Here is a 19,599-nt window from a genome sequence, read left to right on the forward strand (position 1 = left end):
ATATAGTTTTTCTATAACTCACAGCATTTTATATATAAAAATATTTAATTAACAAAAGAACAAAGAAGAGAGTAGTCGCTTTTTAGAAGTGCAGAGAAATAAATAAGCTTTTTTTCGTATATTGCTATATCAATATTGTATTAACTGTTTAAAGCAAATTTTCAGATTAGTTATGTGCTAACCGCTTGCTGCATTGAGTGCATTCTTTATCTAGAATCTAACGTTATATTTATTCTTTACGTGATCACTCTCTTATCGCTTCAATTTCATCTTTTTCAATACTCAAGGATTCCAGAAACTTCTATACTAAAAGATCAACACCCCATTATGATTCTCAGTCGTGAAACTTCACTTTCACCGTAATAGCGATAACCATTGCTAAAACGACTCCCAAGTTTCAGTAATCCCCCCGCTCATAATAAAGAATCGTAATTCTGGTAATCTGACACTGCTCTGCCAGCTGTGAAATTGTCAGCATAAATACCTTGCTTGCTACTTGTCTAATTCAGAAAGTAGCAAGCCTATACCTATTGACGAATCAGTTAATTTTCATAGCTATTCTATCAAATGACTGGAATCACCTTACTACACATCTACTAATTGACCTTGTTTTAATAAAAACAGGTATTCAAAACAATGAATGAAAATTAAAAGACCTGTATTCTTCTAAGATTTGAGATCTATTTTTCACAATACTATAAACGAAAAGCGTCGCAACGACCGCTGATCCAACTGTATAAGTCAGAGTTTTAAAGTCGTTCCATGCGTTTAGGTAGCTTATATCAGGTCTTTTCTTTATAGGATGACCCTTAGTATATAGATGAATAACCTTACTTCTGTCTGCATAGTTATTCGGAATTCTCCAGGGTAATATCGGACACGACGCATAACTCCATATTTTTTCTACCATTTCAGGGTGATCCACAAACGGATTTCGATTACCCTGAAAAAGAAAAGCAGCTTCGTTTCGATCTATTTCTTTTTGATCAACTGGGTCTTTTTTATGCCACTCTTTAAAAAGCGATATAGCCCACTCGTTATAAAAACAACCTGATAGCGAATCATTAAACAGAAAAGACGTAACATCTATTGGCTTATCAACTGGTAGTTCAGGGATATGGCTATGGCTGCCGTCACAAATATATTCTTTCCCCTGCTCTATAATCAGGCAATCATCGATGCATTTACTGTTTAATGTTCTACACGCAGATCTGCATTCATCACTCAACAAACCATACACATCGCCACATGAGATAGCTTTGGGTATATCTGCTTCTGAGGCCGCCTTCCAGTCAGATACCTTATCCTGATACCGCACTGCCATATAGAAATACATTCTGGCAATATCGCCTTTAAATTCATCAATAGGTTCAGCAACTATTCCTCCATCACCATACAGATAGAATGAATGCTGCTTTTGCAAACCGTTTGACGAGAGTATTTCAACAGGCTCGCAACCAACAGGAGCAGAGGAAGATATGACTCTGCCAAAGGGGGTTCCATACCTTGACGCTTCACTGTAGGCATCAACCGGGAGAATATGGTGAATGTCGGTCAGAGCATCAGACTCATCTTTCATCCTATTGACCGGGATTATATAATCAGGTTTATAGCAAGCTCCCATTCGCTGAGAAATATTGTCATCACGGCACCGGTCAGTATAGGGCGTAAATTTGTATTGATCTTTTCCTCGAGGTTTCTCTGAATAGATATCTAGAATAGAGCCATCATTCTCATAATATTTATCGATATCATACGTCGCAAAGAAACCGTCGAGATCACTGTAACTTCTGGCATGGTGTCCTTTAATGATTGCATGAAGTGCAGTTTTTAGTTCCATTCCTTCCAGGTTAACAGTAGATGCATAGTATGGGTCTACCGCTTCTTCGAATTCGGCCCTGTCTTTTTCACTTGCGACTTCTTTGTCCTCTCCTGTAGCTTCTTCTATGTCATCCTCTATGGTTTCTTCTGTGTTTTTTTCAAAATCGCTACTACCATCGTATACGCCCGTATTAATAATCACCGTTGGTGATTCATCACCCTTATACGAACCAGTATCCACTGTTACATAAATATCATCTTCAACTTTGCTGCCTGTCTTTGCTCTCTCCCCGTAAACTTGAGAGGAAGTATCATTAAAAACACTCCTGCCAATATCTGTAACGTTACGCTTGGCTGGCTCTTTTATGCCTGAAAACAACGAGCTTGTATGAGGTACATCATCAGTGGAAAAGACGAATTTTCTCGATGTAGTTTGTATTTCAACCCCTTCATTTTTCATAATTTGTTTTTTAAATGCTTCCAGATCATTAGCCGACGCTTTTAAAGAGAATGTGTCGCTCAAATCTGATAACTCCGACATTGACCACTGCTCCGTCGTCTCCTTTTGCTGTGATCTGCTTGGAAGCAGGTCTTGGATAGCCACACTTTCATTGGGCAATGATGATGACTCTGTACTAGGAAAAGCAGTTTCTTCCGACATCACAACTAAATATGAAGAGCTTTGAGCGGGCACGCCATCTAAATCTGATGGAGATATCTCGTATGAACTCAGAGGTGAGGGGAAAATACCCTTTATTCCCTCTGTTACAGACGAAGTTCCAAGTACTTTTTTCATTTCTGTCGCTGTACTCAGACTTACCTCTATTTCCGATGTAGCACTCGGGCTTATTACTGTTTCTGACGTAGAGCTCAGGCTTGCTTCTATCTTCGGTGCAGTGCTCAGTTCTATCTCTGGTTTCGTGGCAGTACTGGGGGGTGCCTCTATTTCCGATGTAGCACTCGGGCTTATTACTGTTTCTGACGTAGAGCTCAGACTTGTTTCTTTTTCCGGTGTAGCACTCGGGCTTATTGCTGTTTCTGACGTAGAACTCAAGCTTGCTTCTATCTTCGGTGCAGCGCTCAGTTCTATCTCTGGTTTCGTGGTAGTGCTGAGGGTTGCCTCTATTTCCGGTGTAGCACTCGGGCTTATTACTGTTTCTGACGCAGTGCTCAGACTTGTTTCTTCTTCCGGTGTAGCACTCGGGCTTATTGCTGTTTCTGACGTAGAACTCAAGCTTGCCTCTATCTTCGGTGCAGCGCTCAGTTCTATCTCTGGTTTCGTGGTAGTACTGGGGGGTGCCTCTATTTCCGGTGTAGCACTCGGGCTTATTACTGTTTCTGACGTAGAGCTCAGACTTGTTTCTTTTTCCGGTGTAGCACTCGGGCTTATTGCTGTTTCTGACGTAGAGCTCAAGCTTGCTTCTATCTTCGGTGCAGCGCTCAGTTCTATCTCTGGTTTCGTGGTAGTACTGAGGGTTGCCTCTATTTCCGGTGTAGCACTCGAGCTTATTACTGTTTCTGACGCAGTGCTCAGACTTGTCACTATTTCTGGCGTAGCACTCGGGCTCATCACTGTTTCTGGCGTGGTACTCAGGCTTATCACTGTTTCTGACGTAGTGCTCAGGCTTACTTCTATCTTCGGTGCAGTGCTCAGTTCTATCTCTGATTTTGTGGCAGTTCTGTGGGTTGTCTCTGTTTCTGCCGCAGGGCTTGGGCATGTCTCTGTTATCGTTGTAGTACTCGCACTCTTTGTTATTGTTACAGGTGTAATAATGCTCTCGTCCTTCGCTTGTATTACTGGCGAGGCTGGCATCTCACCTGCTACTACGTCTGGCTTTTCTTCTACATTATCTTTTTGATGTTTGAAAGTAGGGGAAGAATTTGTGCCCACAATCTGACTACCCGATGTCGTAATTCTAACATGGGCATCAAGATCCTTGCCGGGTGGGACCAAGATATGGACTAATGCCGGTTGCTCTCTCCCTGTAGCATGCTCAACCTCATTCAAGTTTACCTGACCATCTTTTGTTGAAGTTTTTTTAACGGAATCATCTTTCAAAAGTTCATTACTCTCAAAACGACCTAATGGAATGCTTTCAGTTGGTTTCAGGCTTTCATGTTCAGTCTCTGCCTCTATATAGGAAGAGCTTGGAGTAATGTTTTCTGACTCGGTTATTATCTTGCTGCTTAAGGACGGCTCCACCGTATGCAACATATAAGTTCCACTCAGATTTTCTGGAATAGTACTGGTAGCAGATACACTTATCGATGGAATTTCCGCCTCGTCCGATTTAGTGACCAGCAATGATTGAGTAGGGGAAACAGTCACCGTCCTCGGGGTCAATACTTTCCCTGACTGAGGTGACCCCAAAGTGCTTAAAGTATCTCTAATAGTTTGATATTTATTTGGGTAAGCTTTTAAAGGCACAGACGGACTGGCAGATTTCAATTTCCCATCAATGGCCGACACTATCAGCATCACATAATCAGCATTTGGGTCAGTATCAATAACTTCCTCACAGACAGCGAGCGGACCAAGCAATGAGGGGCAGCCTCTATGTGTTCTTACCCCACCTTTAACCGTTATTTCCACATCTCTCACAGCATCGTTTAATCTGTTTTTCACAAAAAAACGAACCTGATCACCCGGTGCAGGTGAATAAAGCATGTCGCCCAAATATTCAATAGCAAATGTAGTTGCCTGCAAAGAATTAGAACCAGCCATTGCAGTAACCAATAAGCATAACCTGCTGATCATGCGAAACTTCATCCTTACTCCTTAAAAGAAATAACTCGCATTGAAAAGCAGGTTATGAGAAATCAATTGATCAGTTTCATATTTATCAACGTAATACTCATCACGTTTGGCTTTGGCCTTTCCCGCATCCAGATAGTAATAACCAGCCGAGAGGCTTAAATTAGACGTTAATGCCATGCTAACGCCCAACCCTGCCTGCCAGGCAAAATCGGTAACAGTATTGTCACCAAATACCGGTTTTTGAGAACGCTCGTTGGGGTCTAACCGTTTAAGGCTATAGTTTTCAAACTGATTCCTTGAGACACCTGCTGCAAGCGAGGCAAAACCAGACCACCGCTCTGTCATTGAATAAAACAGGCTTCCTTCCATCATCAGCTGCTGACTGCTGACTTTATAATCATACTGAAAGTGTTTCAGGTCACTCTGGGTGGATTGAAACAAATAGCCACTGTACTCATGATCCGTCTGGCCACTGAACAAAACGCCTAATTCAAGACCCAGGTTATTTCCCAGACAAAAAGCAAGCCCGGCGGCAGCACCGTAATAGAACGATGAATTTTTGCTGTCATCATCCTTATATAAATCCCTGATCACCACACTGGTCACTCCCTGATATTGCAACTTCTGATCAGAGCCGGACTGAAAAGATGAGTAGCCTCCTATAAGTCGGAGATAGGGTTGATAGTTATCCAGCGTACTTGTATCAGCACTGGCTGAAAGTGAGTGCATGGCAATTGTGGATAACAGCAATACACGAGAGCAGGAATATAGACGACAAGAACCCATGAGCATGGTTCATTACCACCCTGAAAAATGAATAAATGAAGGTATTTACATAAAAATCCCGTTGTACATTTATGTTCGATTTATATCTGCAACATATACAACGGAATTTATTTTATGTTTGCTGGGGACTGATAATAGTCGTTTTTGAGGGATGTAAAGAAAGAAATAAAATTATTTTAATTGGTTGCTAAGTGCACGTCGCAGAGCCTGGTTAGCACCAATTGTCTCCATACTATTGGTCGGTTCAATATGCTCATCATCATATTCATAATCATTACCGGCTTCACCAATAACAACAATTTCAATGCGTCGGTTTTTAGGGTCCAGAGGTTGGTCAGGGTACAGTAATTGTGTGTCAGCCTTGGCACTTAACCGAACAATTCTTTCGCCTGTCAGGCCACCATAAACCAGTGTTTTTCTCGCTTCATTAGCCCGCTGACTGGAAAGTTCCCAGTTATCTTTGCCATAGCCGCTGGAAAAAGGTGTGCTGTCTGAATGACCGGAGATAGCAATGGGTCTTCTGGTCTTCTCCAGATAAGGAGCCAAAGCCAACAAGAGATCTTCATAGTAAGGATCAAGATGTCTGCCACCACTACTGAACATACTGTTACCGTAGTTTTCAGAAATATTGATCTGCACCCCGACACTTATTTTCTTCATGGAGATATTACTCTTGAACTCATCAAGAATGGCTGAAAAACCAGCATCTTCCATATCCAGATAAAGAGACCATTCTGGTGTAGCAACAATATTACCCATATCGGGCACCATACTGTTGTCGTTTATACCGCCACCAAAATCAATAACACTTTCATAGCCCTTGGAGTCATAGTAACCTCCTGGATCATTGAAATACTTGGCAATTTCCTCCTGTTCATCAGAAGTACTCATACTAACCACCCAGAGCACCAGAAAAACGGCCATCATCGACAGCGTAAAGTCTGCAAAGGCAATCTTCCAGGCACTGCTGTGAGCTCGATGCTTTTTCTTTTTACCGCGCTTGATGATGATGATCTGATCATTCTTATTCATGATGCAGACTTGCTTTCCATGAGCCACTCTTCCATCTGATCAAAGCTTGGTCTTACTTCCGCATAAAGCAGGCGACGACCTGCATCGACCGCGATAGCAGATGGGCGACCACTGACTTGAGCAACAATAGCCGTACGAACCACTTCAAACAGTATGACCTGCTCTTTTACATTGTGCTCTATAGCCTGTGCTATTGGTGCTGCAAGACCATAACAAAGTAATATACCCAGCAAAGTTCCTACCAGGGCCTTGGCAATAGAAACACCAATCATCTCAACCGGCCCTCCCATTACACCCATAGTAATTACAATGCCCAATACGGCAGCCACAATACCAAACCCTGGCAAACCTTCAGCCAGCGTCTGAAAACTGTGCGCCGGACGGGAAAGGTCGTCTTCCATGGTATTGATTTCACTCTCCAGCAGACCATCCAGTTCGTGAGGCTGAACCTTACCCATAGCAACCAGACGGAGATTGTCGCAGATAAAACTGGTTAATCTCGGGTTATTAATGATGCCTGACTGCTCAAAGAGTTCACTGTTCTCTGGTTCTTCAATATGGTTTTCCATCGCTGCTGCACCAGATCGGCGACGAAGTTCAAACAATTGGAACAGCAGGGTCAGAAGCTTCTGATAATAATCCTGATCAAGATGAGAATTTTTGAAAATTCCAGCAATGGCCTTTCCCGTCATTTTTACATTATGCCAGGAGTTTGAGATCAGAAAGGCAGCGGCTGCACCACCGATAATCACAACGTACTCCGGCGGTTGCCAAAGCACTCTTGGATTGCCACCAGCCAGAATAAATCCTCCCAGAACACTGGCAACCAGCAATGCCAGCCCACCCAGTTTAAGCATCATAATTCAGGTCCACTCCGATAACATGCCACGCAGTGTTTTTACTGCTTTACTGCGCAACTGGGAAATTCTTGCTTCAGTCAGATCCAGCACCCGGGCGATTTCTTTCTGGTTCATTTCTTCGTCGTAGTACAGTGCCATGATGATTTGCTCACGTTCCGGCAACTGTTTCAGTGCTGTGGAAAATGCTTTTTGAAGACGCTGCTTCATCACTGGCTGGCTGGATATATCACCTTCCAGTGGCAGACAGCTGTCACCTTTTTCCCGAAGTAGATCAAGGCTGATCACACCAACCCTATCCAGAGCAGATATGACATGCTGATAGTCGTCAATCGACATATCCACTTGCTCGGCCACCTCACGGTCATGAGGTTCTCTGCCCAGTAATTGCTGGAGTTCCCTTCGGCTCTCGCGCAGCATACGCCCCTGCTTACGAATATTTCTGGGACACCAGTCATTACGACGCAGACTGTCCATCATGGCTCCACGTACACGACTCAGGGCATAAGCTTCAAAAGGTACACCCTCTACAGGCTCATAACGCTCTGCAGCCTCCAGCAACCCGATCAGACCGGTCTGAATCAGATCATCAGTTTCCACCGCACCATCAAGTCGGTCAGCAAGATGCACCGCAACCCGCTTAACCATAGCGGCGTGCTCCATAACCAGCTGATCACGCTGCTTATTGGATCTGGGGGCTTCCTGTTCTACATACTTCATCCGGCCATGGGATGAATAGGTCAAGGCAACAGCTGTCATGATCTTTCACCCCAGTGCTTACTGAACAACAAATTCCATAAACAAAACATCGCTGAGACTTTCAATACCGTCCTGCTTCTTTAGCAGATCGCGTAAGGTGGTCAGACTCAGTTGCCGCATTTCTTCCATGGCATGCTCTGCCAGTAGCTGGTCAACGTTTTTATTGCTGTACAGCTCAAGAAATGTATTGCGCACCAGCGGAATATTATTCTCAAGTTTTGAGTGAAAGCTTTCATCCGTACTGACCAATACCGGTGTTACTTTTAAGTAGGCACCACGTCGACGGGGACTTTTTACATTCAGGATCAAAGGGTCAAGCTGCAAGTAGTAAGAGGTCAGCAAGTCCTCTTCACTGGCCTTTGCCTGATCTACCTTCAAGCCGAATACCAGCCCAATCACCAGTAATATCGCCAGGGCCAGAATATTCTGACTCCGTTTGAATAATGAAAACGACATGATTCGCTAATTCCTTAAGCAAAAGTATTAATAAGGCTGTTGTCTTTTAAAGCAACGGGCAGTTCAATCAGCTCTGCGCTGTCAAAACTGTCTTCTTCGGGCCGGAAGGCTAAACCTGAATGATGGTCAGAATCCCGCTGGCCTTGCTGGCCTGACTGATCCCGCCCGACATTCACATCCACCAGATTCATGCCCTGCTGGTCCATCGCCATTCGCAGACGATCAGCCTGACTCTCCAGCAGTTCACGTACTTGGGGAATATCGGAATTGAACTGAACACTGACGCCATTGTTCTGAACTACCAGTCGAACGCCCATGGTTCCGAGTTCTGGCGGATCAAGGCGAATCCTCGCTTCCTGCTTACCTTCACTGAGCATCGTAACCAGGCGCTGGCCAATAGCATCACTCCAGTTACGATCAGCGCTTACGTCCTGACGAACGACAGTGGTTTGAATATGAGGCAGACGAACATCATTAATCGCCTGGGTTCTCACGGTTTCAGCGGCTACTCTCACCGGCATCGGTTGTGATTCCGGTGACGTATCAGAAAGCGCAATACCTTCTACACGGGTGTGGCTTGTGCTTTGCAAATCCAGTGCTTTGTGCAGCGCCGGATCAGCCATTTTCAGGGCGATAAAATCCTGATGTCGCTGCTGGCTTTCAGCCATTCGGACCTGCTGTCCGGGCGGCATATCCATCAGTTTTCCAGCCAGTTCGGCTGGTATATCGCGCTTACCGTCCAGGCCCGTTGTTTCTTGCTGATTTTCCTTACCTGTGGTTACCGGCATATAGTCTGTCAGTGCTTTATTCATAACACTCATCAACGACAGGTTCTGAACACTGCCTGAAGCCGTACCCAGTTCACTGGCCTTTGCCACTGCCACCTGTCCGGCAGGTATTACTTGCTGAACACTGTCTGGCTGCCACTCGGCCTGGTTCTGCAGCATGGCCAGAAAACCGTGGATTTCACTGTCGTCCATTTCCTCCATGGAGGAACGAATAACATCCAGCTGTTCATCACTGAGTCCCTGTTCTTCAGCTCTCTGAAGATACTGGTCAATCAGTCGTTCAAAGCTGACACCCTGTTGCTGCTCTGTCATCGCTGCAGACTGACCAAGAATGGCTGCCAGAGGATTTTGAACAACACCCGATGGCTGGTTGTGTACCGGCTCCAAAACAGGAGTGGCTACTGGGTTCATCTACTGGCCCTTACTTCTCGATTACCTGCCGCCATCGAGGACTGATAACCTTTCAGCGCCGTTTGTTGCTGGCGGTTATCGTTCATTTTCTGCTGCAGGGTTTTACGTCTTTGTTCCGCTATGGCCAGGATTTGCTGATAGCACTGCTTTAATGCCGCTATTTCTGGCTGTAACTGTTGTTTTCGTTCTGCTGGCATACCAGACAACAACTGTCTGACATCATGGTCTATCTCAACCATGACCGACCAGTCGTTGTCTTCTGCTGCCTCTGTCAGATCCAGACGAAAGTCTGTCAGTAACTCTCTTAAATCAGGCAGCGGCATCAGGGGTCTTTTCTGGCTCTGGGGCTTTTTCTCGCTCAGGGCTACCCAACTGGTCCCAGGTGGACTTCAACTGCTGAATGATCGTTACAGCGTCATTCAACGCTTCAAGATCATTTTTCATCGACGCCTGAGTCAGATTGTTATTGCAGAACTGATAGAGATCATCCAGGTTACGGGTCATCTCTTCATTCACCGAATGGTCCAGACCGGCTCGCAGGGCATTGATAATATCCATGCTGCGACCAATGGTTTCCCCTTTCAGGGCATGGTTCTTCAGCTCAATGGCACCTTTGGCTCTGGCCAGGTTATCCATCAGATTTTCAAACAGAATCTTGACCATCTGATAAGGGTCTGCGACTTCCGCACGGGTGCGGGTCTGGTTGCTCTGGTAGGCGTTCAGGCCTCTGTTCATATTCATAACAACTATCTACAACTTAAAAAAGGGTTACAACAGGCCTGCAAGAGAGTTCTGCATCTTGGATACCGCTTCGTTCATGGCAACGTATTCATTCAGATGGCGCTGATAAACAGACTGAAAACGTTTCTGAACATCGACCACATTTTTATCCACGCCTTTAAGGTCTTCATTCAGGCTCTTGATGCGCGTATCAATCAGGCCTTCTTTGGGAATATAAGGATTAGAACCCGAGCTGGAATCATCCGTCTCGTCTTCGTCATCTTCATCGTCGTCCTTACTGGCTTCAGGGCGACCGATGTATTTGGTGGCTACGTCCTTAAAGTCCTTCATGGAATCCATAAAGACTTTGGTCACCTCTTCCGGATCTTCTTCCAGCGCTTTCTTCAGCTTGGCCGAGTCCACCTCAAGCTCACCGTCACGATCGGTGACAATACCCAGACTGGCCAGAGATTTATAAGGCCCGCTGTGCTCTTTCTGAACCACACCACGCAATTCATTACGAATAGACGACACCATTGAATCACTGGCCAGAGGCCCACGGGAGCGGTTTCCGGTCGCTTCATCAATGGAGGTTTTGGTCAGCTTGCTGATGGTCTTTAACAGAGTATTGAGCTCATCCACCACGTCTTTACCGGATGACTTCATAGTGGAGGTGTCAGGGTTGATGTCGAAGCGAATCGCCTTGCCGTCAGTGCTTTCCTTCAGGTCGAGCGTCACGCCTTTAATAACATCATCAACATTGTTGTCACTGCTTTTCAGCTTGATACCGTCGAGGTAAAATTCGGCGTCTTTAGCCTCTTCCAGTATCTTTCGGGAAGCAGTATCAAAATTGGCATCACCAGGCTTTGGCATAATGATGTCAGAACCATCTTTCTCCATCCTGATTTCATGATCCTCGCCGGTTTCCTTCGAGGTCATGGTCAGATAAGTATGGTCACCGTCGCTGACAATACTGGCAATCACGCCCGGATTATCGTCGCTGTCATTAATCTTGTTGGCCAGCTCGGCCAGAGTTTCACCAGCCGCTACGTCAATGGTCAGATCTTTATCGCCAACAGAAAACTTATAGCTGCCAACATCACCCGCTTTCACTTCGTTGCTGCCGGAATCAGAATTGAAAGCCTGAATCTTGCTCTGCGTCGCCAGCTGGTTAACCTGCAGCTGGTAAGTATTCGCTACCGCTTTATTATCAACAGAAACACCGACCATCTTTTCATTGTCTTCGGTGATATTAACTTTCAGGGAACCAAAGGTAGACGGCTTTGACAGTTTATCCAGGGCATTATAGAAATCGTTCAGGCTATCCGAGAGTTCGTTCAGAGCCTTGACTTCATTATTAATATTGCCTTTTTTCAACGCCAGTTGATTGGCCTTTGGCTGAGTCTGAGCCGTTGCCATCTGCCTGGCTAGGGCATGGATATCCACACCTGAGCCTGCTGAAGTTACGCTGCCTACCATCGTACTATCCTTATTCATTCGTATCGGGCTGCTTCGAGCCAGAGACTATGATTCTTTTATTGCAAAAAGCAGGCCATAAACTCAACAGTGAGTGCAGAGTCGTCAGCCCAAACCTATATCAAAGCTTCACGCCTTTTCATCCACCAGCAGGCCGGTCTTCTTTTCGGCCGACATGCTTTTCACAAACTGTCCGGCGTTAATGGTTTGCAAGTGCTCACCGGCACTGGTTCGAAGTTCCACCATCAGTTCACCGGGCGTTCGTTCGACAATGCGAATATCCAGTTTTTTTAGATGTTCCCGCTCGGAACGACTGGCAATCAGTGATTCCAGCTGCTTCCGGAAGTTATCTTCCGCTTGCTCTGTAGCCTGATCATCGCCCTGAACCGAACGTGTTTCCGCTACCGGCTCAACGGCACTTACCTTGCTGTTTACAGGTATCAGGCTGGTATCAGTGATACTGCTCACGACCCACGACTCCTTCAATTAAACCTGATTAATAAACGACAATTTTAGACAATAGTTAAGATAGGCAGGAGTAAATAAGGCAGTATTCAGGCATAAAAAAAGCAGCTCCGGAGAGCTGCTTTCAGTACCGCTGTGAGTTTATTAACCCAGCAGACGAATCGCGTTCTGAGGCAGGGCTTTTGCCTGTGCCAGAATGGTAGAACCGGCCTGCATCAGCATCTGGCTGCTGGTCATGGACACGGTTTCTTTAGCGAAATCGGTGTTCAGAATACGGTTCTGGGAAACACCCATATTTTCTTCGATGTTGGAGAGGTTGCTTACTGTGGATTCGAGGCGGTTTTGAACGGCACCGAGGTCGGCGCGTTGTTCGTCAACTTGGGCCAAGGCTGAGTCCAGAACAATAGCTGCTTTCTGAGCACCTTCTTTATTGTTCAGGCTAATACCATTGACACCTCCCAAACCAGTGCCAGTTACGTTACTACCCATTGCTGCATCCAATCCAGCATCAGAGCCTACATACTCAATTCCACCAGCCTCGGTAACAACTGCTTTTGCATCAATTTTCTCTGCAGATAGAGCTTTGTTCAACTGGCTTGCAGCCGTTTCAAGACTCTCACCTGCCTTAATGACAACGCTTTCAGTGCCAATGGTAACTGTTTCACCATCTGTCTTCTTATTAGTGATGCCTACACTACTATCGATTTTCTGAATATCAGTTCCCAACTTGTCCGCACCCATATCCTTAACACCAAAAGAAATAGTTTCAGAGGCATTGGAGCCAATCTGGAAGGACATATTTTCAGAGTTACCGTCCAGCAGTTTAATACCGGCAAAGTTAGTAGTATCAGAAATACGGTCAATTTCAGTAACCAGCGCACCAATCTCTTTCTGCATGGCACCACGGTCTTTCGCTGTATTACTATCGTTAGCAGACTGCAGCGCCAGGTCACGCATACGATTCATGATATTAGAATCTTCCTGCATGGCACCTTCAGCAGTTTGTGCCATGGAGATTGCATCGTTGGCGTTACGCTGGGCTACACCCAGACCATTCATCTGGGTGGCCATACGGTTGGAGATCTGCATACCGGCTGCATCGTCAGACGCAGAGTTAATACGCTTACCGGTAGACAGCTTGAGCATGCTGTCCTGCAGGGTGTTCTGGGAAGTGTAAAGGTTGTTGCGCGCCATCATGGCGGAGGCATTGGAATTAATACTGATCATGAGAGCGGCTCACTTACTGTTGTATTTTATACGATGACTGTTTGGCAGTGATCAACAGGACCTTCCCAAACTTGTACTCTTAATAAACGACAGTAATCAGAAAGTCTTAAACAGTTTTAACCCGTTAGAAAACAAAATATCAGAAACGGAAACTCCCGCACAAAGGCGGGAGCTTGCTGTACTGCTTGTACTTCTTAAATGGGCTGAAAGAATTAACCCAGCAGACGAATCGCGTTCTGAGGCAGGGCTTTCGCCTGAGCCAGAATGGTGGAACCGGCCTGCATCAGCATCTGACTGCTGGTCATGGAAACGGTTTCTTTGGCGAAGTCGGTGTTCAGAATACGGTTTTGGGAAACACCCATATTTTCTTCAATGTTGGAGAGGTTGCTTACTGTGGATTCGAGGCGGTTTTGAACGGCACCGAGGTCGGCGCGTTGTTCGTCAACTTGGCTGAGTGCAGCATCAAGAATTACTGCAGCTTGTTGTGCACCAGCACTACTAGACAGATCTATATCATCTACACCTTTTTGAGCTGTTGTACCCGCAGCAAGTGCAGCTACACCACCAACTGTCATACCAATCAATGAAGCGTCTGAACTCTCCGCTGTCAACTCAAAAGTACCCACACCAGTTCCACTAGCTGGCTCTTTATATGCTACAGAAAGCCCGTCTACTGATTCAGACAGTGCTGCTGCTGCATCACTCAGAGACATTCCCTCTTTAAGATCAACATTCTTTGCAGCAATTTTACCATCAGTCGATGCTCCTATCGCAACTGTCATATCTGCTGATAACTTACCACCCTTCACATCATCCGAGTCAATTACAGCAGCAGTACCACCAGATGCCCCCCCAGCAACACTTGCCGTACTCAGCTCTCCAAGCTTATCCGCCCCCATATCCTGAACACCAAAAGAGATAGTTTCAGAAGCATTGGAGCCAATCTGGAAGGACATATTATCAGAAGAACCGTCCAGCAGTTTAATACCCGCAAAGTTGGTGGTATCAGAAATACGGTCAATTTCAGTAACCAGTGCACCAATCTCTTTCTGCATCGCACCACGGTCTTTATCAGTGTTGCTGTCGTTAGCAGACTGCAGCGCCAGGTCACGCATACGGTTCATGATATTGGTGTTTTCCTGCATGGCACCTTCAGCGGTTTGGGCCATGGAGATCGCATCGTTGGCGTTACGCTGGGCAACGTTCAGGCCACTCATCTGAGTGCCCATACGGTTGGAGATCTGCATACCGGCGGCATCGTCAGCAGCGGAGTTAATACGCTTACCGGTAGACAGCTTGAGCATGCTGTCCTGCAGGGAGTTCTGGGAAGTGTAAAGGTTGTTGCGCGCCATCATGGCGGAGGCATTGGAGTTAATACTGATCATGAGAGCGGCTCACTTACTGTTGTATTTTATACGATGACTGTTTGGCAATGATCAACAGGACCTTGCCAAAAGTTGTTACCTTAATAAACGACAATAATCAGATAGCCTTAAACAGTTTTAACTCGTTTGAAAACAAAATATCAGAAACACAAACTCCCGCACAAAGGCGGGAGCTTGTTGTACTGCTTGTACTTCTTAAAGGGGCTGAAAGAATTAACCCAGCAGACGAATCGCGTTCTGAGGCAGGGCTTTTGCCTGAGCCAGAATGGTAGAACCGGCCTGCATCAGCATCTGGCTGCTGGTCATTGACACGGTTTCTTTGGCGAAGTCGGTGTTCAGAATACGGTTCTGGGAAACACCCATGTTTTCTTCGATATTGGAGAGGTTGCTTACTGTGGATTCCAGACGGTTTTGGACGGCACCGAGGTCGGCGCGTTGTTCATCCACTTGCGCAAGCGCGCCATCCAGAATTTCAACCGCCTGATGAGCGCCAGCTGCTGTTTTCAAGTCAATATCTTTTAGTGACTTTTCACCACCTGTCAAACCAGTTTGGGCAGTCAGAGTTACATCATCAGTACCAGATGAACCACTTGCAACCGAGACAGCAGCATCTGTTTTAGAAGTCAAAACCAAAGCGCCGTCAACAACCTCTGCTTTAGTATCTGCATCTGCTTCACCGTTTATTGCCGCGGCTAAATCACCAACCTCCTTATTTGCAGCAAGGGAGATACTTTCTCCACCGACATCAATTACAGCAGCGTTACCAGCTGCTGATTCGTCTAAAACAGCTTTTAAGTTATCCGCACTAAGCGTAACTTTAGATGCTGTTGTGGTACCTTTAAGTTCAGAAGCAGACATATCCTGAACACCAAATGAAATAGTCTCAGATGCATTGGAACCAATCTGAAAAGACATATTGGCAGAATCACCATTCAACAGATTGATGCCTGCAAAATTAGTGGTCTCAGAGATGCGGTTCACTTCTTCAGTCAGTGCACCTACCTCCTTTTGCATAGCCTTACGGTCTTCAAGCTTATTAGAATCGTTAGCAGATTGCAGCGCCAAGTCACGCATACGGTTCATGATATTGGTATCTTCCTGCATGGCACCTTCAGCGGTTTGTGCCATGGAGATTGCATCGCTGGCGTTACGCTGGGCAACACCCAGGCCATTCATCTGGGTGGCCATACGGTTGGAGATCTGCATACCGGCGGCATCGTCAGACGCAGAGTTAATACGCTTACCGGTAGACAGCTTAAGCATGCTGTCCTGCAGGGTGTTCTGGGAAGTGTAGAGGTTGTTGCGCGCCATCATGGCGGAGGCATTGGAGTTGATACTAATCATAAATTATTGCTCTCTTAAAAACCGAGGGATGGCGATCCCTGCTATTCCGCCCCTGCTTCAAATACGATGCTTGTGGAGCTAATAACTAATAAACGACACAGTATTTATTTTCTTAAACGGTTTTCTTTCTATCAGTGTCCGTTACCGAAATAATGGGATGGTATAGGCTGAAAGGGGCACACACGGATTCTAAGCCTGCTGAAACAGCAGTAAGGAAGGGCGTTATGGCTGGTCAATGGCAAGGCCAGCCATGGATAAGTACAACTATTTCTGTAGCCATACTTAATCGAATATTAAATTGTCTTTTCCCCGCCTACGGCGGGAAATGACATAGAATTCATATGCCTGTTAGATAAAGTTAAACAGATTAATTTTACTCACCATGGCAAAGGCTTTCTGTCCTGCTTCCAGCTGCAGCTTTTTAATCGCAAACTCGGACGTTGCCTTGGCCATATCCACATCTTCCAGACTGCTGATCAGCGACTTGTTAAAGGTCTGCATTTCAGAGTTACTGTCAGCCGCCAGCTCCAGGGTTTTCATGGACGCACCGATCTCGGTTAAACCACGGTTCATCTGTCCCTGAGACTGATCAACCGCCTCGATCGTATTCGCCAGAATCTCTTTGAAGTCATCATCACTGAGATCCTTGTCACCCGCCCTGGTTACAAACTCTTCCAGCGCATTGAAAATATTGCTGGTGTCGACTGAATCGTTGAAATCACTTTTATCGGTGCCAGGCGCTGCTTCAATATCGAGGTTGAACAGGTCTTTAACCGTCGTACCCAGTTTTACTTTCTGGGAATCACTGACCTGTACCTTTCGAACATCGTCAGTGCCGCCGACTTTATGCTTACCCGCTGTTTCGGAAACCGGAGCCTTGTCACCTTGGGTGCCTGCAAAGATATGTTCACCACTGCCCGCCTTGGTGTTTGCCAGATCCCGGAGGTTACCGACCAGCAGTTTAATTTCCTGCAAATTAGCACTGTCAGTACGATCCTGAGCCGCCGAGCCGGTAGCCAGTACCAGATCACGCACCCGGTTCATCACATTACCCATTTCTTTCATGGAGGTTTCTGTAAGGGACAGGGCATTTTTGGAGCTATCGATGTTTTTCTTATGGTTCTCCAGACGACCAATATCGTCCTGAAGCCCCAGCAACTGGTTAGACGCCAGCACATCGTCGGAAGGCGACAGAATGCGTTTACCGGAACTCATCTGCACCAGCAACTTATTCATCGAGGTGGACGTGGAGTTCATATTGAACTGCATGTTGCTGTTTAACTGCAGAGTACTGACACGCATAGCGTTTCCTGTTTAAACACGTTCCGTTTAATCGGTATAAGGCTGCTTCAAGCGGAAACAGCCGTAAAATTCAGAGCTGAATCACAATCTCAACAGTGTATTCAGCATTTCATTGGTAGCAGAGATGACTTTGGCATTGGCGTTATAAGCCTGCTGGAACACCACCATTTGTGCGGCTTCCTCGTCCAGATTGACGCCTGCCACGCCCAGCAACTTGCTGTTGGCGGTCTGGTGAATCTTGCTGCTGGCTTCAAAGCCTGCTTTTGCAGCGGATGTCTTACTGGCGGTGTTAACAACCAGAGCCTTATAAGCGCCGGACAAGGTCTTTTTTGAACCTGTAGGGCCTACCAGTTTACGATCCTGAATATCGGTGAGTTTGATCAGGTTTTCGTTGTTACCCGGCTTACCTTTTTCACTGGCAAACGCCAGTTGACGGGTATCAGTAATAGCGACTTTGAGAGTCGCGGCAGCGTCGTTCGGACCAATATCAAACAGCGGCTTGCCTGCGTCATCGTTCAGGTCAAAACCAACGGCCTGCTGATCATTAAAGGCTGTTGCCAATGCCAATGCCTGCTCATTCAACGCTTCTCTTGCTGGCAACAAGGTTTTGTCGCGAAAATCCAGATGCGCTTCCAGAGCACCACCGACTGTACGCAACAGTTTTTCAGAGTCTCCGCTCTTCAGACCGATACGCACCATGTCCTTATCAGGGTTACCTGGCATCAGCGTCAGCTCATTCGCCTTGTTGCTGACCACCAGCGGTTCACCACTGCTGGTAAATAGGCCTACGGTGTTGTTCTCGTTGAAGCTGACATCCACACCTACCATCTCGGACAGCTTTCGAACCGCAATATCACGTTCGTCCAGCAGCTCAGGCGATACCTTGCCGGCGGCATTCTGTTTGGCGATATCGGTATTCAACCGCGCCACCTGCTTTAACACCGCATTGGCTTCACCGGTCATGGTTCGCAGCTGCTCATGAGTATCGTTCAGCTGGTCATTCATGCGGTCTGATAAACCATTGAAACGAGCCGCCAAATCGCCCGCATCAGACAGAACCTGCTGACGGAAAGCCGGGTCCATCGGGTCGGCCTGTGCCGCATTGAGGGATTTGAAAAAGGTGTTCAAGGAAGGAGACAGCGTCATGCCTTTAGCACTGACGGCTTCTTCCATCTTGGTCATCTGATTGCTAAGCGTGGCCGCATAACCAAGGTTGGTGGCCGCATCCTGCAACTGACCGGTATAAAAACGATCAGAAATACGTTCGATCGTTTCAACAGAAACCGAACCATTATCTTCTGTTGTATAAAACGCCTTCTGTCGGGAGTAACCCAGCACAGAGGCATTGGCAATATTCTTACTGGTGACGTTCAGTGACATGGACGCCGCACTCATGCCGGCGATTCCGTTGTTCAACATACTCATACAATCTTTATTCCGGCAGAATCAGTGAATAACTTTATAAACGACAGAGTTATAGCTTTCTTAAAACAACCACTCCCTAACTCATCGAGCAGAAGAATTTACTGATAAGAAGGTTGCTCCAGTGTCGAGCAAGGTCTGGACTGTATTTATCTTTCAAAGGGCAGGAAGCCCTGCTAGCGAATCTGACCAGGGAAGGTCAGTTGAGCGGAAAGATAAATACAGTTCAGGCCGTCAAGCATCATTCCGACAATCAACCCTGTCTCTTTTCCACCTGAGCAATAATCTGCTCAGCCAACCCCAACCCTCGGGTGCGAGACATTTCAATAGACAACTGAGTATCCTGCCACTCCTGCCACATCTTCATATCACTGCCGGTAAACGGGCTGTCTTCGGCAAACACATCGCCCGCCTTCCGCATACTCTTCATCATCTGCTCCATCATCAGAGCTTCAAAATCCTGAGCCACTTCCTGCAAGGCTTCACTGTCATTGCGGCCACGAACCACTGGCCTGGCCTGATCAAACATACTGCGTGACTGCAGGGCAATAACGTCAGTATTCAGCATTCCATCGGACATATTACTTCTC

At 46.4% G+C, this 19,599-nt stretch carries 17 protein-coding genes; all 17 read right to left on the bottom strand.

Annotated features, from left to right (window positions below; genetic code table 11):
* Nucleotides 1–628: 628 nt before the first annotated feature.
* Nucleotides 629–4,591, bottom strand: coding sequence for an endonuclease (locus tag EOPP23_RS21530; RefSeq protein ID WP_228550711.1), 3,963 nt, complete (start codon nucleotides 4,589–4,591; stop codon nucleotides 629–631).
* Nucleotides 4,592–4,600: 9 nt separating this feature from the next.
* The gene (locus EOPP23_RS12955) at nucleotides 4,601–5,371 is read right to left on the bottom strand and encodes an outer membrane protein (RefSeq protein WP_153766408.1); all 771 of its coding nucleotides are present in this window, start codon (nucleotides 5,369–5,371) and stop codon (nucleotides 4,601–4,603) included.
* Nucleotides 5,372–5,536: 165 nt separating this feature from the next.
* Nucleotides 5,537–6,397, bottom strand: a complete 861-nt coding sequence (locus EOPP23_RS12960; RefSeq protein WP_153766409.1) for a flagellar motor protein MotB — start codon at nucleotides 6,395–6,397, stop codon at nucleotides 5,537–5,539.
* On the bottom strand, nucleotides 6,394–7,257 hold the full coding sequence (gene motA / locus EOPP23_RS12965; RefSeq protein WP_153766410.1) for a flagellar motor stator protein MotA: 864 nt from the start codon (nucleotides 7,255–7,257) through the stop codon (nucleotides 6,394–6,396). The genes EOPP23_RS12960 and motA overlap by 4 nt, the downstream gene beginning before the upstream one ends.
* Before the next feature lie 3 nt (nucleotides 7,258–7,260).
* Entirely contained in the window at nucleotides 7,261–8,013 is a 753-nt protein-coding gene (fliA, locus tag EOPP23_RS12970; protein WP_153766411.1) for an RNA polymerase sigma factor FliA, read from the bottom strand.
* An 18-nt stretch (nucleotides 8,014–8,031) separates the two neighbouring features.
* Nucleotides 8,032–8,469: a flagellar basal body-associated protein FliL gene (fliL, locus tag EOPP23_RS12975; protein WP_153766412.1), complete on the bottom strand. Its 438-nt coding sequence runs from the start codon at nucleotides 8,467–8,469 to the stop codon at nucleotides 8,032–8,034.
* Nucleotides 8,470–8,483: 14 nt separating this feature from the next.
* Nucleotides 8,484–9,668 (bottom strand): flagellar hook-length control protein FliK, encoded by a 1,185-nt coding sequence (locus EOPP23_RS12980; protein ID WP_153766413.1) that lies wholly within the window; start codon nucleotides 9,666–9,668, stop codon nucleotides 8,484–8,486.
* The gene (locus EOPP23_RS12985; protein ID WP_153766414.1) at nucleotides 9,665–9,991 is read right to left on the bottom strand and encodes a hypothetical protein; all 327 of its coding nucleotides are present in this window, start codon (nucleotides 9,989–9,991) and stop codon (nucleotides 9,665–9,667) included. The genes EOPP23_RS12980 and EOPP23_RS12985 overlap by 4 nt, the downstream gene beginning before the upstream one ends.
* A complete protein-coding gene (gene fliS / locus EOPP23_RS12990) occupies nucleotides 9,978–10,409 on the bottom strand; it encodes a flagellar export chaperone FliS (RefSeq protein ID WP_153766415.1) in 432 nt (143 codons plus the stop codon). The genes EOPP23_RS12985 and fliS overlap by 14 nt, the downstream gene beginning before the upstream one ends.
* Nucleotides 10,410–10,436: 27 nt before the next feature.
* Complete coding sequence (gene fliD, locus EOPP23_RS12995; protein WP_153766416.1) at nucleotides 10,437–11,885, bottom strand: flagellar filament capping protein FliD; 1,449 nt, start codon at nucleotides 11,883–11,885, stop codon at nucleotides 10,437–10,439.
* Between the two features lie 108 nt (nucleotides 11,886–11,993).
* Nucleotides 11,994–12,332, bottom strand: a complete 339-nt coding sequence (locus EOPP23_RS13000) for a hypothetical protein (protein ID WP_153766417.1) — start codon at nucleotides 12,330–12,332, stop codon at nucleotides 11,994–11,996.
* Nucleotides 12,333–12,473: 141 nt separating this feature from the next.
* Entirely contained in the window at nucleotides 12,474–13,556 is a 1,083-nt protein-coding gene (locus tag EOPP23_RS13005) for a flagellin (RefSeq protein WP_153766418.1), read from the bottom strand.
* A gap of 212 nt (nucleotides 13,557–13,768) precedes the next feature.
* Nucleotides 13,769–14,941, bottom strand: coding sequence for a flagellin (locus tag EOPP23_RS13010; protein ID WP_153766419.1), 1,173 nt, complete (start codon nucleotides 14,939–14,941; stop codon nucleotides 13,769–13,771).
* Nucleotides 14,942–15,154: 213 nt separating this feature from the next.
* The gene (locus EOPP23_RS13015) at nucleotides 15,155–16,285 is read right to left on the bottom strand and encodes a flagellin (RefSeq protein WP_153766420.1); all 1,131 of its coding nucleotides are present in this window, start codon (nucleotides 16,283–16,285) and stop codon (nucleotides 15,155–15,157) included.
* 348 nt (nucleotides 16,286–16,633) lie between these two features.
* Nucleotides 16,634–17,587: a flagellar hook-associated protein FlgL gene (gene flgL / locus EOPP23_RS13020; protein ID WP_153766421.1), complete on the bottom strand. Its 954-nt coding sequence runs from the start codon at nucleotides 17,585–17,587 to the stop codon at nucleotides 16,634–16,636.
* Between the two features lie 81 nt (nucleotides 17,588–17,668).
* Entirely contained in the window at nucleotides 17,669–19,006 is a 1,338-nt protein-coding gene (gene flgK, locus EOPP23_RS13025; RefSeq protein ID WP_194842598.1) for a flagellar hook-associated protein FlgK, read from the bottom strand.
* 256 nt (nucleotides 19,007–19,262) lie between these two features.
* Complete coding sequence (locus EOPP23_RS13030) at nucleotides 19,263–19,589, bottom strand: rod-binding protein (protein ID WP_153766423.1); 327 nt, start codon at nucleotides 19,587–19,589, stop codon at nucleotides 19,263–19,265.
* Between the last annotated feature and the right edge of the window lie 10 nt (nucleotides 19,590–19,599).

Source organism: Endozoicomonas sp. OPT23 (assembly GCF_009653635.1).
Classification (GTDB): domain Bacteria; phylum Pseudomonadota; class Gammaproteobacteria; order Pseudomonadales; family Endozoicomonadaceae; genus Endozoicomonas_A.

What these genes read in the sequence shown, in the direction of transcription:
- fliS (WP_153766415.1), bottom strand. Translation starts at nt 10,409, where the DNA reads ATGAATATGAACAGAGGCCTGAACGCCTACCAGAGCAACCAGACCCGC.
- EOPP23_RS13010 (WP_153766419.1), bottom strand. Translation starts at nt 14,941, where the DNA reads ATGATCAGTATTAACTCCAATGCCTCCGCCATGATGGCGCGCAACAAC.
- EOPP23_RS12960 (WP_153766409.1), bottom strand. Translation starts at nt 6,397, where the DNA reads ATGAATAAGAATGATCAGATCATCATCATCAAGCGCGGTAAAAAGAAA.
- EOPP23_RS12980 (WP_153766413.1), bottom strand. Translation starts at nt 9,668, where the DNA reads ATGAACCCAGTAGCCACTCCTGTTTTGGAGCCGGTACACAACCAGCCA.
- EOPP23_RS13005 (WP_153766418.1), bottom strand. Translation starts at nt 13,556, where the DNA reads ATGATCAGTATTAATTCCAATGCCTCCGCCATGATGGCGCGCAACAAC.
- EOPP23_RS12985 (WP_153766414.1), bottom strand. Translation starts at nt 9,991, where the DNA reads ATGCCGCTGCCTGATTTAAGAGAGTTACTGACAGACTTTCGTCTGGAT.
- EOPP23_RS13015 (WP_153766420.1), bottom strand. Translation starts at nt 16,285, where the DNA reads ATGATTAGTATCAACTCCAATGCCTCCGCCATGATGGCGCGCAACAAC.
- EOPP23_RS13030 (WP_153766423.1), bottom strand. Translation starts at nt 19,589, where the DNA reads ATGTCCGATGGAATGCTGAATACTGACGTTATTGCCCTGCAGTCACGC.
- fliA (WP_153766411.1), bottom strand. Translation starts at nt 8,013, where the DNA reads ATGACAGCTGTTGCCTTGACCTATTCATCCCATGGCCGGATGAAGTAT.
- EOPP23_RS12955 (WP_153766408.1), bottom strand. Translation starts at nt 5,371, where the DNA reads ATGCTCATGGGTTCTTGTCGTCTATATTCCTGCTCTCGTGTATTGCTG.
- fliL (WP_153766412.1), bottom strand. Translation starts at nt 8,469, where the DNA reads ATGTCGTTTTCATTATTCAAACGGAGTCAGAATATTCTGGCCCTGGCG.
- motA (WP_153766410.1), bottom strand. Translation starts at nt 7,257, where the DNA reads ATGATGCTTAAACTGGGTGGGCTGGCATTGCTGGTTGCCAGTGTTCTG.
- flgL (WP_153766421.1), bottom strand. Translation starts at nt 17,587, where the DNA reads ATGCGTGTCAGTACTCTGCAGTTAAACAGCAACATGCAGTTCAATATG.
- EOPP23_RS21530 (WP_228550711.1), bottom strand. Translation starts at nt 4,591, where the DNA reads ATGAAGTTTCGCATGATCAGCAGGTTATGCTTATTGGTTACTGCAATG.
- flgK (WP_194842598.1), bottom strand. Translation starts at nt 19,006, where the DNA reads ATGTTGAACAACGGAATCGCCGGCATGAGTGCGGCGTCCATGTCACTG.
- fliD (WP_153766416.1), bottom strand. Translation starts at nt 11,885, where the DNA reads ATGAATAAGGATAGTACGATGGTAGGCAGCGTAACTTCAGCAGGCTCA.